This is a genomic window from Bartonella sp. JB63, from assembly GCF_002022665.1.
In the GTDB taxonomy this organism is placed as follows: domain Bacteria; phylum Pseudomonadota; class Alphaproteobacteria; order Rhizobiales; family Rhizobiaceae; genus Bartonella.
Genome location: NZ_CP019788.1, coordinates 400,076 through 414,442 on the forward strand (window position 1 = coordinate 400,076; position 14,367 = coordinate 414,442).

Annotated in this window: 13 protein-coding genes; 10 read left to right on the plus strand and 3 right to left on the minus strand. The window is 35.5% G+C overall.

The window, feature by feature from the left end; translation table 11 throughout:
- Positions 1–140 precede the first annotated feature (140 nt).
- Together alr and BJB63x_RS01755 are read right to left on the minus strand one after the other, a co-directional pair.
- Complete coding sequence (gene alr / locus BJB63x_RS01750) at positions 141–1,262, minus strand: alanine racemase (RefSeq protein WP_078718747.1); 1,122 nt, start codon at positions 1,260–1,262, stop codon at positions 141–143.
- Between the two features lie 832 nt (positions 1,263–2,094).
- A complete protein-coding gene (locus tag BJB63x_RS01755; RefSeq protein ID WP_078718748.1) occupies positions 2,095–4,209 on the minus strand; it encodes a lytic transglycosylase domain-containing protein in 2,115 nt (704 codons plus the stop codon).
- A 241-nt stretch (positions 4,210–4,450) separates the two neighbouring features.
- Between BJB63x_RS01755 and dapA the strand changes: the two genes are divergently transcribed.
- A complete protein-coding gene (gene dapA, locus BJB63x_RS01760) occupies positions 4,451–5,335 on the plus strand; it encodes a 4-hydroxy-tetrahydrodipicolinate synthase (RefSeq protein WP_078718749.1) in 885 nt (294 codons plus the stop codon).
- Between the two features lie 18 nt (positions 5,336–5,353).
- The gene (gene smpB / locus BJB63x_RS01765) at positions 5,354–5,830 is read left to right on the plus strand and encodes an SsrA-binding protein SmpB (protein ID WP_078718750.1); all 477 of its coding nucleotides are present in this window, start codon (positions 5,354–5,356) and stop codon (positions 5,828–5,830) included.
- Between the two features lie 37 nt (positions 5,831–5,867).
- Here smpB and BJB63x_RS01770 read toward each other — a convergent pair whose 3' ends face one another.
- Positions 5,868–6,536: a uracil-DNA glycosylase gene (locus tag BJB63x_RS01770; protein ID WP_078718751.1), complete on the minus strand. Its 669-nt coding sequence runs from the start codon at positions 6,534–6,536 to the stop codon at positions 5,868–5,870.
- A 922-nt stretch (positions 6,537–7,458) separates the two neighbouring features.
- On the opposite strand from BJB63x_RS01770, the gene rpoZ reads away from it, so the two are divergent.
- The 8 genes from rpoZ to era all read left to right on the plus strand — a co-directional run bounded on the left by rpoZ (position 7,459) and on the right by era (position 14,364).
- Positions 7,459–7,857 carry a DNA-directed RNA polymerase subunit omega gene (rpoZ, locus tag BJB63x_RS01775; RefSeq protein ID WP_078718752.1) on the plus strand — a complete coding sequence of 133 codons (399 nt, stop codon included), beginning with the start codon at positions 7,459–7,461 and terminating at the stop codon, positions 7,855–7,857.
- A 115-nt stretch (positions 7,858–7,972) separates the two neighbouring features.
- Positions 7,973–10,201 carry a RelA/SpoT family protein gene (locus BJB63x_RS01780; protein WP_078718753.1) on the plus strand — a complete coding sequence of 743 codons (2,229 nt, stop codon included), beginning with the start codon at positions 7,973–7,975 and terminating at the stop codon, positions 10,199–10,201.
- Positions 10,202–10,213: 12 nt separating this feature from the next.
- Entirely contained in the window at positions 10,214–10,792 is a 579-nt protein-coding gene (gene pyrE, locus BJB63x_RS01785) for an orotate phosphoribosyltransferase (RefSeq protein WP_078718754.1), read from the plus strand.
- A gap of 105 nt (positions 10,793–10,897) precedes the next feature.
- Positions 10,898–11,476 carry a DUF2062 domain-containing protein gene (locus BJB63x_RS01790; protein WP_078718755.1) on the plus strand — a complete coding sequence of 193 codons (579 nt, stop codon included), beginning with the start codon at positions 10,898–10,900 and terminating at the stop codon, positions 11,474–11,476.
- A 20-nt stretch (positions 11,477–11,496) separates the two neighbouring features.
- A complete protein-coding gene (acpS, locus tag BJB63x_RS01795; RefSeq protein ID WP_078718756.1) occupies positions 11,497–11,898 on the plus strand; it encodes a holo-ACP synthase in 402 nt (133 codons plus the stop codon).
- A gap of 79 nt (positions 11,899–11,977) precedes the next feature.
- The gene (gene lepB, locus BJB63x_RS01800; RefSeq protein ID WP_078719624.1) at positions 11,978–12,781 is read left to right on the plus strand and encodes a signal peptidase I; all 804 of its coding nucleotides are present in this window, start codon (positions 11,978–11,980) and stop codon (positions 12,779–12,781) included.
- Complete coding sequence (rnc, locus tag BJB63x_RS01805; RefSeq protein ID WP_078718757.1) at positions 12,762–13,469, plus strand: ribonuclease III; 708 nt, start codon at positions 12,762–12,764, stop codon at positions 13,467–13,469. Before lepB ends, rnc begins: the two co-directional genes overlap by 20 nt.
- Positions 13,462–14,364 (plus strand): GTPase Era, encoded by a 903-nt coding sequence (era, locus tag BJB63x_RS01810; RefSeq protein WP_078718758.1) that lies wholly within the window; start codon positions 13,462–13,464, stop codon positions 14,362–14,364. Before rnc ends, era begins: the two co-directional genes overlap by 8 nt.
- Positions 14,365–14,367: the final 3 nt, after the last annotated feature.

The following is a 14,367-nucleotide window of genomic DNA, read 5'->3' on the forward strand; positions in this document are numbered from 1 at the left end:
AGCATAATTTATTTCGATTTTTGAGACTAATCATGGCTACCTTATGATCAACTTTATTAAAAATCTCGAAAATCACGCTTAATACTGATTGTTTAGGTAATCGATGAGTGTAATTTGTTCTTTTATGAGAATTTGAAGATTTAAATGTATATACGCTTATAACGAGAACCAAGCGAGGTAAGAATTTCATAAGGAATGGTAGCTGCATCTGCAGCAACATTTTCAATAGTTTGATGTATTCCAATAAGCTCTACCCAATCTCCTCGTTTCGGTTTTTCATGTTTAAGATTGGTTGCATCAACGATAATAGAGTCCATAGAGATTTGTCCAATGATGGGTAGTTTGTGTCCATTGAAATAAACGGAACCTTTGTTAGAAAGGTTACGTAACCAACCATCAGCATAGCCAATAGAAATAGTTGTAAGAATACTTGGTTGCTGGGTAATAAAACTTCCTCCATAACCAACGGGGCTTCCTGCTTCAGTGTAACGACTCTGAATAACTTGAGCTTTAAGTTTTAAAACAGATTTAAGAGATGTACGATGTTTTCTATGGGGATCAATTCCATAAAGTGCAATACCTGGGCGAACAAGATCAAAATAAAAGTCTGGGCCCAGGAAGATTCCTCCAGAATTAGCAAGCGAGGCTTTACAGGCAGGAAGTTGTGCAAGTGCTGTTTTCATAGCGTTTTTTTGGGTGTAATTGGATGCGCGTGTTACATCATCTCCATTAGCAAGGTGGCTGATAATATATTTTATGTCTGCTATTTCGAAAAGAGTAGGGGTTTGGATTAGTCTTTGTAGCTCTTCTTGATCAAGCCCTAGTCGATTCATATTCGTATCAATTTGAACAATTGCGGGAAATTTTTTATCATTTTTTTGACAATGTATTTGCCAACTTTCAATTGCATGCCAAGAATTAAGAACAGGAACAATACCAGCTTGAGCTACGAATTCTTCTGCAGTAGGAGGAATACCATTTAGAAGGACGAGGGTGACATTTTGTGGTAAAATAGCTTTTAATTGAAGTGCTTCTTTAATATGGGCAATAAAAAAAGTGCGACAACCAGCTTGATAAAGTGCAGGGGCTATTTTTTCAACTCCTAGTCCATAAGCATCAGCTTTTACTACGGCTGAACATTCTATAGGAGCAACGCGTTGGGCTAAGGTTTTATAATTAGCGACAATTGCACCAATATCAATAGTTGCTATGGCTGCGTAGGGTAATACTGCATTTGTTTCATAATCAATGGATTTGTCCATTTTGCAATCCTATCTTTATTAAATAAGATACGAATTTCCTTTTAAGCTATTATTCTTATAATTTTGTCTATAATACACAAAAATGCGCATATTGTCTTTGATTTTGAAATAAATAAGTGGTGCAAGCAGTTAGTGAAGTGAGAGATACAATTTTGCTACAATGAATAGAAATTATTTTTTTGAATGTGAGAATCTAATGGAGCAATGTTTTTTATTTCAAGTTTTCTTTTTTACATCAAATAAAACCACTTAATTCTACTTCTATATGTTATAAGAAAGATTAATGGGTGATAAATCATTTGAGAAAGAATTTTATAATGCCTCTTATGGAGCATCTACATGTAAGAGAAAAAATAAATAAAAATAAAATAAATACTTTATTATAAAGGTGAGGGATTTTATAGTTATTAATTTTATTATGTTTTCTTCTTTATTTCTCACTTTTTTATCAATTAATTTCCATCTCAATATTTTTATTGAAGCGATAATCATTCACAATGTTATTTTCTTAAGTATGTAATAACATTATTAGAGATATTGATTTGGTTAATTCTGAAAGCTGTAAAACTGAATTCAAAAAGTTAGTGAAGTTGGGCATTGGTTGTTACTTTGATTATATTTTCTCAAAATTAGGCCGTCTCTCTGTTTTAAAGATAGTCTAAACCGTTATATGTAATATTTTACTCTAATCTGATATACAAAAGCTGGAAAGGCAAGCCTCTAAACTGTCTAACATACTGGCTACCTAGAGATCGATACTGATTTAAAGGTATAAAGATTAAAGCGTCCTCTGAATTAGGTAAAGAGAACTATTTTTAAAATAGAAGAGAGCTTATGGATTCTTGTAGCCGAAAACGAGATCAGATTTGATATCCGTTGTTCCAATGAGACGGGCTTTGTACACTTCGTAATTTTCCATAACACGCATCACATAGTTACGAGTTTCTGTATAGGGTATACGTTCGATCCAGTCGACAACTTTATCAAGAGATTGTCCTCTAGGATCGCCATAACGTTTTATCCATTCATTTGCGCGACGAAAGCCTGCATTATAGCTAATAAAAGCCAATATATAAGATCCATTAAAACGCTTTAATTGTTCGTTTAGAAAATGAGCACCTAATATAGTGTTATAACTGACATCACTGCTGAATTTTTTGTGAGACCACGCAATTGAATGCTTGTTGGCCAAAGCTTTTGCTGTGGTAGGCAATAATTGTAGCATACCTTGAGCTCCTGCTTTTGATATAGCGATGGGATTAAATTCGCTTTCTTGACGTGCAATAGCATAGATGAGTGCTTTTTTTGCTGCAGAAATATTGACAGATGTTGGAATAGCACCGATAGGATGGGAAAGAGCACTGACGGCTTTACCTCGAAAAACAGCATTCTTACCGATTTTAAGACTGGTATAATAATCACCATTTTTTTCTGACATAACAGCTAAAAGAGCTAGTTCACCAGGGTTTTCTATTGTTTTGCTGAGTTCTTTATAAAAAAGTTTAGCGAGATTATCATAACCAGCATCTTCAAGCTTTTGGATGATTTTAACACCTTTTCGTGCACTAAAATTTTGCCGTTCATTTATTGTTGGTTTAGGAAAATGAATTTCAAGTTTTTTTTTGTTAAGTCGTGAGGCTGCTAATTGACCATAATAAGTCGTACCAAAATAAGCAGCACGATGAAAATAATGTGTGGCATTTTTATGCTCACCTAAGGTTTCTGCTGTTCGCCCCATCCAATAATAGCCTCGGGATGCTGAGAGAGGAGAAGAGGAGAGTTGAGAAATACGCGTAAAATGGCGCATTGCTGTTTTGGGGTTATGAAGAAATCGAAGCGCATACCATCCTGCATGAAATGCAGCATCAATTTCTAATGAAGGTGTTCCTCTAATATGAGCTGAAACAAGTTGATAAGCAATTTTAGGTTTGTTTAAATCAAGCATTTCCCGGGAAAGAATACGTCGTTCTATCCACCATGCATCAGGGTTAATGAGATTTATTTCATCTCGTGGTGCTTGCATCATGAGTTTTGCAGCAATATCGTATTGTCTAGTTCGTCTAAAGTAACGAATTTTAGCAAATTGTAAGAGAGGATCTTTTCTCCACGATTGATCAACAGCTTTTAGTTTTTGTGCAGCTTGAGATTCATTTTTTTCAACAGCAGCAAAAGCATTAAAAAGAGATTGAGCATGGGCTAATTTTGCAACCCGCTGGGCCGAATCGATACAATTTGCATAAAGCATAATTTTCATACGTTTCAGATGATCAGTAGACGTTAATGCAGCACTTGCATTTTTAAGAATGAGATCTTCTTCTTGAGTGTTGAGCTCTGCTGTGTGCCACCATGGCGCGATTATTTGTCGCGCACGGGTAATTTGCCCAGTTACGATAAGTGCTTTGGCGAGAGCTGCCATTCCTTGTACTGTAAGGGGGGAGTGGTGAGTAAATTTTTGAAGAATCGCTTGAGCAGAATCGTTTTCTTTAATGAAAGCACGTTCAAAATTGCGTTGCATGATATTCATACCTGGCCAACCTTTTAATTCATTGATGGCACTTAATATTTCAGAGCTTGGTATGTTTGTTTGATATGATGTATTGATTGCCCATGTTAAGATATGGCGATCAAGACTGTTTTGAGGCATTGTATTGCGAAGCGCTATTGTTTTTGTAATATCTTTGCTTGAAAGAGTATCTAAGCCGAATTTAAGTTGGTTGGCTCTAGTAATATTAATTCTTGTTGCGATATTATTATTTATGGGATGAATAGCTTCAAGAGGTTTTTTAAGTTTTTCTATGGTGATAAGAGGATGAGGATTAACCAAAGGCACTGGTCCATTTTGTGGTAGAAAAATTGCTTGTGCTGAGGCATTCGAGAGTAAGATTATAGCTACCAATTTGAATATAATAAAGGTTGATACAAAAAAGTGAATAGATATTATATGCATTGAGGAAAGACCTTTAGATCTTGCTTTTTAGGCAATATTTATAAATTTTAAAAGAGAAGCATGAAGGACATGTTAACGACTTAGTTCCGTTTTTAGGAAATGTGCAGCATGCAAAAAATATAGATTGATATTGTAAGATTTTTATGAAATTCAACTTGCTTCAGCTATAGAGCAAGACTATGTTTTACAATGAGATGGTCATTGAAAATAAAGTAAATTTAAACATTATCGGGAGTTTATTATGCTCAAGGGAGCACTAACTGCATTAATCACACCATTTAATGAAGATGGTGTTATTGATGAAAAATCGTTTTGCAATTTAGTTGAATGGCAAATCGAACAAGGTATTCATGGTTTGAGTCCTGTTGGAACAACAGGCGAGTCAGCTACTTTAAGTCATGAAGAACATAAGCGAGTTGTAGAATTATGCGTTGAACAGGTTGCTAAGCGCGTTCCTGTTCTTGCAGGAGCAGGATCAAATAGCACAGATGAGGCTGTGGAACTTGCACAACATATAGAGAAGGTAGGTGCAGACGCAGTTTTAGTGGTAACTCCTTATTATAATAAGCCTAATCAGAGGGGATTATATGCTCACTTTTCTGCTATTGCGAAAGCTGTTTCTATTCCTATAGTGATTTATAATATTCCTGGACGCTCTGTTGTTGATCTAGCTGTAGAAACTATGAAAAATCTTTGTCAGGACTTCAAAAATATCATTGGTGTCAAGGATGCAACGGGTAAAATTGAGCGAGTAAGTGAACAAAGAGAAAAGTGTGGTCAGAATTTTATACAGCTCTCCGGTGATGATAGAACTGCGTTAGGTTTTAATGCACATGGAGGTGTAGGGTGTATTTCAGTTGTATCCAATATTGCTCCAAAGCTTTGTGCAGAGCTTTATACTGCTTGTCATCGTGGTGATTATAATGCGGCATTAAAATTAAATAATCGTTTAATGCCTCTCATTCGCGGAATATTTATTGAACCAAATCCAGCAGGTATTAAATATGCTGCCGCAAAATTAGGGCTTTGTAGTGATACTGTTCGTTTGCCAATTGTTCCATTAGAGGATACTACAAAGAGAATTATTGATGCTGCTTTGCAATATACAGGTCTTATTAACGAATAAAATGGTGTTGAAATAGCCATGAATAAAAAAAAGAATGCATCAATACGAAAAGTTATTGCAGATAATCGTAAAGCACGTTTCAATTTTGAAATTCTTGATACTCTTGAGGCCGGTATTGTTCTTCAAGGAACAGAGGTTAAATCTTTGCGTTCCAATCATGCTAATATTTCTGAAAGTTATGCTAGCTTTGAAGAGGGAGAATTATGGTTGATTAATTCTTATATTCCTGAATATATGCAGGCGAATCGTTTTAACCATGAAGCACGTCGTTTGCGTAAGTTATTGCTTTCAAAGCGCGAAATGGCACGTTTCTTTAATACAATTTCTCGTGAGGGAATGACTATTACTCCACTTAAACTTTATTTTAATGAGCGAGGGCGTGTTAAGCTGGAGATTGCTTTGGCGCGTGGTAAAAAACTTCACGATAAACGTGAAACAGAAAAAAAACGTGATTGGAGTCGTGAAAAAGCGCGACTTTTAAGAAAGCATGGATAATAGAGAGGAAATTTGTATATCTTTGTTTAAAGAGATTTCAACATTGATTTAAATATATTCTTGCTGTTTGGAAGATTTGATGGAACATAGTATCTGTCAAACGGCCAGTGTTAGTATTATAGCGTGAACAGTGATAGCTTGAAAAGATACGTAATCTACCGATATCACTGACTTTTCCATGACCAAAGGGGTGCGTTAAGATTTTTGCGTTTAAAGCTCGTATAGTGGAGTTATGAGCAATACTACCAAGAGTAATGATGGCTTTGAGTTTAGGAAGGTTTGTTAAAAGAGGTGAAAAAAAATGCCGGCAAGTGTTGATCTCAGCACCAGTGGGTTTATTGTCTGGTGGGACACAACGCACTGAATTAACAATTGCTGCATCAATGAGCTCGAGGGTATCGTCTGATCTTTCTGCGAAGGTACCTTGAGCAAAACCAAATTTTTTTAAAGTGGAATAAAGGAGATGGCCAGCATAATCGCCTGTGAAAGGACGTCCAGTTCTGTTTGCTCCACGTAATCCAGGAGCAAGTCCGACGATAAGAAGACGTGTTGTTGCAGCTCCTTTATGAGGGTAAAATGGACTTACAGGTGCATTATGCCAGTGGGGTTCTTTAATGCGCCAATCAGCGATAAAGTTGTTTAGGCGGGGACACAAATTACAATTTGGAGGTGGTTCCGGGCACAATGATGTTGATTTACTGTTCATAGATTGCAGGTACCAATGATGTTTTATCAAAATCTTTTTAAGTTATTTTTTTGGTATTCGCTGAAATGTATCCTTGTAAACAGTCTTATTAATGCATACAAGGATTTTTTCCACAATAACTAAGATGAATTTATCGCTGATTTGTATTGTAGGGAAATATGTATTGCTGTGATTAGTCAATAATATATTGACTAATACAATATCAAATGAATTTAAAGCTCTTTTTATAAACTATAAAGCCTGTGATGTTGATAACTTGATATAGAGTTAGCGATTCATAGAAAGTGTGTTTTAGTCGGTATTCCATCGAAGTTTTTTCTTCTTTTGAAGAGGGACATATTATTTCTTTTTATTTCTTTAATTATAGAAACTTTATTTTTCGGATAGTTTATGGATCAAAAAGAGTTATCTCTTTTAAAGATGCTTTTGTTAGGTACATTTAATTTAACGTTGAAAAAGATTTAGATATTCATGACAAATGGCTTTTTAATATAGCATTTCATAACAGTCTATTTGCATCAACTAAGTTAATCAAAGCACTGCTCTCTGCGATTAATTTTCAGCTGTAATATGCTATTAGTTCTCATTATATTCTAAATCAATCTTTTTAAATATAGAGAAAAGAGATATAATAATACATTTACATTGTTTTTTCTTGAATGAACGTGCTTACTTTATTTGTGCAATCTATTTTCTTTAATTATGATAATCACTGTGTTATTAAAAATGAAATAGTTTGAAATTATTTTTTTCAAATAACTTATGGATTTTAGTATCTTTATAAATTTAAATCTTTCCAAGATTTTTAGTGCAGTTAGAAAAAAATAATAAAGTATATGTTGTTTTTCTTGTTTTTTGTTTTGATTATTGTATATACTTTACGATAATAATTAATTTTTCAACCTTGAAGAAAGGGACATAAATGGCCCGTGTAACAGTAGAAGATTGTATTGATAAGGTTGATAATCGTTTTGAGTTGGTGCTTTTAGCTGGGCATCGGGCTCGTCAGATTTCACAAGGTGCACAGATTACAATCGATCGTGATAATGATAAAAATCCAGTTATTGCTTTGCGTGAAATAGCAGATCAAACTTTATCTCCTGCTGATTTAAAAGAAGATCTTATTCATTCTTTACAAAAGCACGTGGAAGTTGATGAACCAGAAGGAACAATAGAGTTTATTTCTCTTTCAGGTGAAGCCGAAGGTGTTTTGGGTTCTTCATCAGAAGAGGGCAATGGTTCATTTGATTACATGTCAGAAGAGGAGCTTTTAGCAGGTATTGAAAGTTTAGTTGTGCCAGAGAAAAATGATGATTATTAATAGCCATATCTTATTGAAAAAGTAATATATAGATTATCATTGAGTAGATTTTTTTCTTTGATTAGTAGAATATTCAGTAATGATTTAATTACAAAATTTCTAAGGATACACCTATATGATGCGTCAGTGTGAGCTGGTTGAGCGTGTACAGCGTTACAAGGCTGACGTAAATGCGGATTTATTGAATAAGGCCTATGTTTATGCAATGCAGAAGCACGGTCATCAAAGGCGTGCTTCAGGTGATCTTTATTTTTCTCATCCTTTAGAAGTTGCCTCTATCTTAACAGATATGCACTTAGATGAAGCGACAATTGCTGTTGCCCTTTTACATGATACAATTGAAGATACGAATGCTACAAGAGCAGAAATTGATCAACTTTTTGGATCTGAAATTGGTAAATTAGTTGAAGGACTTACAAAGCTTAATAAGCTTGATCTTGTATCGAAGAAAGCTATACAGGCAGAAAATCTTCGTAAGCTTCTTATTGCTATTTCTGATGATATTCGTGTTCTTTTAGTTAAACTGGCAGATCGTCTTCATAATATGCGCACCCTTGATGTTATGCGTGATGATAAACGTCGGTGGATTGCTGAAGAGACAATGGATATTTATGCTCCGCTTGCTGGTCGCATGGGTATGCAAGATATGCGTGAAGAGTTAGAGAATCTTTCTTTTTTTTATTTAAATCCGGAAGGTTATCGTACTATTACTGATCGGCTTTCTGAATTATCAAAGCGCAATCGCGATTTGCTCTCCACAATTGAAAGAGAATTGACAAAGCTTTTTTTTAAAAATGGTATTAAAGCCAATGTTAAAAGCCGTCAGAAAAAGCCTTATTCAGTTTTTCGTAAAATGGAAAGCAAGATCTTATCTTTTGAACAATTATCTGATATTTTTGGGTTTCGTGTGATTGTTGAGAGTGTGGATGATTGTTATCGCGCTCTGGGTATTATACATACCACATGGTCTATGGTTCCTGGGCGTTTTAAGGATTATGTTTCCATACCCAAACAAAATGATTATCGTTCAATCCATACAACGATTGTTGGGCCTTCAGGACAACGCGTTGAATTACAAATTAGAACTGATGCAATGGATAAGATTGCTGAATATGGTGTTGCAGCACATGCTATTTATAAAGATCATGGTTCTGATTATTCAGCATCAAAATTATCAAATGAAACTAATGCTTATGCATGGTTGCGTCAAACAATTCAATCTTTGTCAGATGGTGATAATCCGGAAGAGTTTTTAGAACATACAAAGCTTGAGCTTTTCCATGATCAGGTTTTTTGTTTTACGCCGAAAGGACAATTAATTGCCTTTCCAAAAGGTGCTACACCCATTGATTTTGCTTATGCAGTACATACCGATATTGGTAATTCTTGTGTGGGAGTAAAAATCAATGGTCGTATTATGCCTATAATGACCAAATTAAAAAATGGTGATGAGGTTAATATTATATGTTCGCAGATTCAGTCTCCACCGGCAGCTTGGGAATCACTCGTTGTAACAGGAAAGGCACGTTCTGCAATTCGTCGAGCAACACGTTCAGCAATACATAAACAATATTCTGGTTTAGGATGTCGTATTCTTGAACGTTCATTTGAATGCATAGGAAAACAATTTTCACAAGACACACTTAAACAAGTTTTGCCACGTTTAGCACGCAAGGATGTTGAAGATGTGTTGGCGGCTGTTGGACGTGGTGAATTAGCTGCTACAGATGTAGTTAAAGCAGTTTATCCAAATTATCAAGATCATCATGTGGTGAGCAAACCATCGTTTAAGTTTAAGGAAAGAAGTTGGTTTAATATTGAAAATGCTCAAGATATGATTTTTAAGATTCTCGAGAATAAAAAAAGCAAAACTTCGAAAAAAGAACGTAAATATAGAGTATTACCTATTCAAGGCACGAAAGGGGATATTCCAGTACAATTTTCTCTTGAAGGAGCTGTGCCGGGAGATCAAATTGTTGGTATTATGCAGCCAGGTGCAGGTGTTATTATTTATCCAATACAATCTTCCGCTTTAATGGCGTATGGTGATCAGCCAGAGCGGTGGATTGATGTACGTTGGGATATTGATTCTGAGATGAGTGAACGTTTTCCTGCTCGAATCAATATTTTAGCTGTGAATAGTCCTGGTTCTTTAGCTGAAATTACTCAGATTATTTTTGTTAATGATGCCAATATTCAAAATTTATCTTTTGTGCATAAGGCGACAGATTTTACGGAAATTATCATTGATCTTGAGGTTTGGGATTTAAAACATTTAAGTCGTATCTTTTCTCAGTTAAAAAAAGCAAGATCAGTAAATATGGTGCGTCGAGTTTATGGATAAAGAGATTATGCAATGAATACACAAGATGTAATTAATATTTTTAGACAAGCAGATGCTATTTTAGAAGGGCATTTTATTTTAACATCAGGTCGCCGTAGTGCTACTTATTTACAGAAGGCAAAAGTTTTTATGCATGCTGATCTTACCGAAAAGCTGTGTTACGCTCTAGCCCAGAAAATTAAAAAATATGTGGAGGGAAAAATTGATTATATAGTTGGGCCTGCAATTGGTGGTCTCATTCCTTCATATGAAACTTCACGTCATCTTCGTATTCCTTCTATTTGGGTGGAGCGTGTGAATGGTATATTCCAATTACATCGTTTCGAAATTGAAAAAGGTGCGAGGATTGTTATTGTTGAAGATATTGTAACAACGGGTCTTTCTATTCGTGAGACAATTGAAGCATTGGTCGCGGCAAAAGCTAGTGTGGTAGCGAGTGCATGTATTCTTGATAGGTCTGGTGGCAAGGTTGATTTAGGAGTTCCACTGATTTCACTTGCCGAGTATGAAATTGCATCTTATGATGCTAATGCTTTACCTCCTGAACTTGCTGCTCTTCCAGCAATGAAGCCAGGAAGCCGAAATATTTGATTGTTTTTTATTAATTTTTCTATGAAAATGCTTGATGAGGTAAGTCCGGATAACGTAAAATAACAAGCGTTATTTAGTTTGTACAAGGTATATATGAGTAACTATATGTTTTTTAGTCATCGAACGCTGGTGAAGTTTGGAGAGCGTGTTCGACATAGATTTTGGCCGTGTCGTTTATTTATTCATTCATTTTATTATATGCGTAAACGTATTTTGCGTATATCGGCAACACCTCATAGAGTGGCATTGGGGTTTTCAATTGGCATTTTTTCAGCCTGTTCTCCTCTTTTGGGATTGCATATCATTTTAGCAATATTTTTTTCTTGGGTTTTACGTGGTAATTTTGCTGCAGCAATTATCGGGACTGTTTTTTCTAATCCACTGACATTTCTTTTTATTGTTATGGCTGATTATAAGATAGGTCGTTTATTTTTATTGTTCTTTGATAATAGGGATGAGATTTCTTTTTCACAAATTCGCACCATGTTGGATGGCTTAGCGTTTTCGCAAGCATGGTCATTTTTTTTGGAAACATGGGATTTGATTATGATGCCGATGCTTATAGGTGGAATGTTTTTAGGTCTTATTTTGGGTGGTTTGTCTTATATAGGTATTTATAGAACAATAATTCATTTTCAAAAAAATCGCTATCAAAAGATAGTGAAGGAAAGATCTTCAAAGTAAAAAAGTTCAGGTAATATTTTATGATTATTGGTCTTGGCAATGATATGGTTGATATAAGGCGGATTGAGAGAATGTTGGTTCGCTATGGTAGCCGTTTTATTCAGCGTATTTTTACAGATGTTGAGCAAGAAAAATCTGAAAGTCTCTATCGCCGGTCTAATTCTTATGCTAAAAGATTTGCTGCTAAAGAGGCGTGTGCTAAAGCTTTAGGAACAGGGATTGCCTATGGTGTTAGTTGGAAAGATATGGGGGTAGTTAATTTATCATCCGGTAAACCGACTATGAAATTAACAAATTGCGCTCGCATGCAACTAAAAAAACTATTACCTCCTCACCATGAAGTGATCATTCATCTGAGTATAACAGACGATTTTCCTTGGGCGCAGGCATTTGTTATTATAGAAGCACTTCCAAGTGGATAGATTCCGTGAGAGATTGTGTTTTTATTATTTGAATACTATGATGCCAACAAAGTTTTATCTATATAAAAGGTAGTACAGGATGAAACAAGAAGAAAAAACGCAAAAAAAAGATAAAAAAAGTGAGATTATTGAATTTTTTTCTGTTTTAATTCAGGCTTTGCTTTTGGCTGGAATTATTCGCACATTTTTTTTCCAGCCTTTTACTATTCCTTCTGGTTCGATGCGTCCTACTTTGCTTGTGGGGGATTATCTTTTTGTTTCCAAATATGCATATGGATATTCTCGTTTTTCTATACCTTTTTCTCCTCCTATTTTTTCAGGACGTATTTGGGCATCTCAGCCTAAGCGTGGGGATGTTTTGGTTTTTCGTTTGCCTAGTAATCCGGATATTGATTATATTAAACGGGTTGTTGGCTTACCGGGTGATCGTGTTCAAGTTCGTCAAAGTGTTCTCTATATCAATGATGAAGCTGTTCCACGACAATTTATTGGGAAGATTGATGATCCTGATGTAACAGAGGTTAGTCACTCTGTTGATCTTTATCGCGAAACAATGTCGAATGGTGTAAGTTATAATACACTTAGTTTAGGTTTTATCCCTCAGGTTGATGATACAAAGATTTTTGAAGTCCCACCCGGACATTATTTTGTGATGGGAGATAATCGTGATAATTCAGATGATAGCCGTTTGGGTGTTGGATATGTTCCGGATGAAAATCTTATTGGTCGAGCAAACTTGATTTTTTTCTCTATTAGTAATGGTTCAAGCGCTTGGCAGATTTGGCGTTGGCCATTTGATATACGCTGGAGTCGTTTATTTTCTTTTGTTCAGACTGTTCGCTATTTTCCGCTTTATAAAAGTGATGAAGCATCAAATTATTGATCAGCTGGAGAGGCTGACAAAGCATAGTTTTAAAGATGCAGATAGATTAAAAAGAGCATTGACACATTCAAGTGTACAAAGTTCAGAGCAGGGTAACTATGAGAGATTAGAATTTTTAGGTGATCGAGTTCTTGGACTTTTGATTGCTGAAATGCTTTATCAAATTTTTCCTCAAGCGAGTGAAGGTGAGTTATCAGTACGTTTAAATGGTTTAGTAAATGCCCAAACATGTGCCGATATTGCATTGGAAATGGGTTTACCCGATATGGTTCGTGTTGGTTGTGAAATGAAAAACTTAGAAGGTCGTCGGTTAGCTAATATGCATGCCGATGTCATTGAGGCCTTAATCGCTGTAATATATCTTGAAGGAGGTTTGGAAAGCGTTCGACCTTTCATTCAAAAATATTGGCAAGATCGAGCAAATAAAATGAATGCTGATCGACGTGATGCCAAAACAGAATTGCAAGAATGGGCTCATACACAAGGTAGAGCACAGCCTCGTTACCGCGTTGTACAGCGTTATGGTCCAGATCATGATCCGATCTTTATGGTTGAGGTAAGTATTTGTGGTTTTGCATCTGAAATAGGGCGTGGTAGTTCTAAACGTCAAGCCGAGAGAGACGCAGCTGAAAGAATCTTGCGACGTGAAGGTATATGGGAAACGGAGGCAAAACATAATCATGAATGATGTTATTAAAACGCGTTCAGGTTTTGTTGCGCTCATTGGTGTGCCTAATGCTGGAAAGTCAACATTAGTTAATCAGTTAGTTGGAACAAAAGTGTCAATTGTAACACATAAAGTACAAACAACGCGGACTTTAGTTCGTGGTATTGTAATTTATGATAAGACTCAAATTATTCTGATTGATACACCAGGTGTTTTTCGTCCTCATAAGCGATTAGAACGAGCTATGGTGTTTGCTGCTTGGAATGGTGCGAAGAATGCTGATATTCTTCTGGTCCTGATTGATGTTCAGAGTGCTCTTTCAGATGAAGTTTATGCAATGTTAGATATTTTAAAAAGTGTTGAAAAAGATAAAATTCTTGTTCTCAATAAAATTGATACGGTTGCTAAATCATCTCTCTTAGAATTAACTGCTAAAGTGAATGAGCAAGTGAACTTTTTGCAGACATTTATGATTTCAGCTTTAAATGGTTCTGGTTGTAATGATTTGCTGCATTATATCAGTACTCTAATGCAAGAGGGGCCATGGTATTATCCAGAAGATCAAATCTCTGATATGCCTATGCGTCAGCTTTCTGCTGAAATTACGCGTGAAAAACTTTTTCTTCGTCTCCATCAAGAGCTTCCTTATTCATCAACAGTTGAAACAGAAAAGTGGGAAGAGTGTGCAAATGGTTCGGTTAAAATTAGTCAAGTCATTTATGTAGAACGTGATAACCAGAAAAAAATTGTTTTAGGAGCAAAAGGTGGAACCATTAAAGCTATTGGTCAGGCAGCGCGTAAGGAGTTAATGGATATCATGGGACAGAAGGTTCATCTTTTTCTATTTGTGAAAGTACGTAATAATTGGGATTCTAATCCAGAGCGTTATCGCGAAATGGGATTAGATTTTTTTTAATAC

Bases quoted from the DNA above. Each gene is read 5' to 3' on its own strand.
- rnc (WP_078718757.1), top strand. From the start codon at position 12,762: ATGAAGCATCAAATTATTGATCAGCTGGAGAGGCTGACAAAGCATAGT.
- BJB63x_RS01755 (WP_078718748.1), bottom strand. From the start codon at position 4,209: ATGCATATAATATCTATTCACTTTTTTGTATCAACCTTTATTATATTC.
- dapA (WP_078718749.1), top strand. From the start codon at position 4,451: ATGCTCAAGGGAGCACTAACTGCATTAATCACACCATTTAATGAAGAT.
- rpoZ (WP_078718752.1), top strand. From the start codon at position 7,459: ATGGCCCGTGTAACAGTAGAAGATTGTATTGATAAGGTTGATAATCGT.
- era (WP_078718758.1), top strand. From the start codon at position 13,462: ATGAATGATGTTATTAAAACGCGTTCAGGTTTTGTTGCGCTCATTGGT.
- alr (WP_078718747.1), bottom strand. From the start codon at position 1,262: ATGGACAAATCCATTGATTATGAAACAAATGCAGTATTACCCTACGCA.
- pyrE (WP_078718754.1), top strand. From the start codon at position 10,214: ATGAATACACAAGATGTAATTAATATTTTTAGACAAGCAGATGCTATT.
- BJB63x_RS01770 (WP_078718751.1), bottom strand. From the start codon at position 6,536: ATGAACAGTAAATCAACATCATTGTGCCCGGAACCACCTCCAAATTGT.
- BJB63x_RS01790 (WP_078718755.1), top strand. From the start codon at position 10,898: ATGTTTTTTAGTCATCGAACGCTGGTGAAGTTTGGAGAGCGTGTTCGA.
- acpS (WP_078718756.1), top strand. From the start codon at position 11,497: ATGATTATTGGTCTTGGCAATGATATGGTTGATATAAGGCGGATTGAG.
- BJB63x_RS01780 (WP_078718753.1), top strand. From the start codon at position 7,973: ATGATGCGTCAGTGTGAGCTGGTTGAGCGTGTACAGCGTTACAAGGCT.
- lepB (WP_078719624.1), top strand. From the start codon at position 11,978: ATGAAACAAGAAGAAAAAACGCAAAAAAAAGATAAAAAAAGTGAGATT.
- smpB (WP_078718750.1), top strand. From the start codon at position 5,354: ATGAATAAAAAAAAGAATGCATCAATACGAAAAGTTATTGCAGATAAT.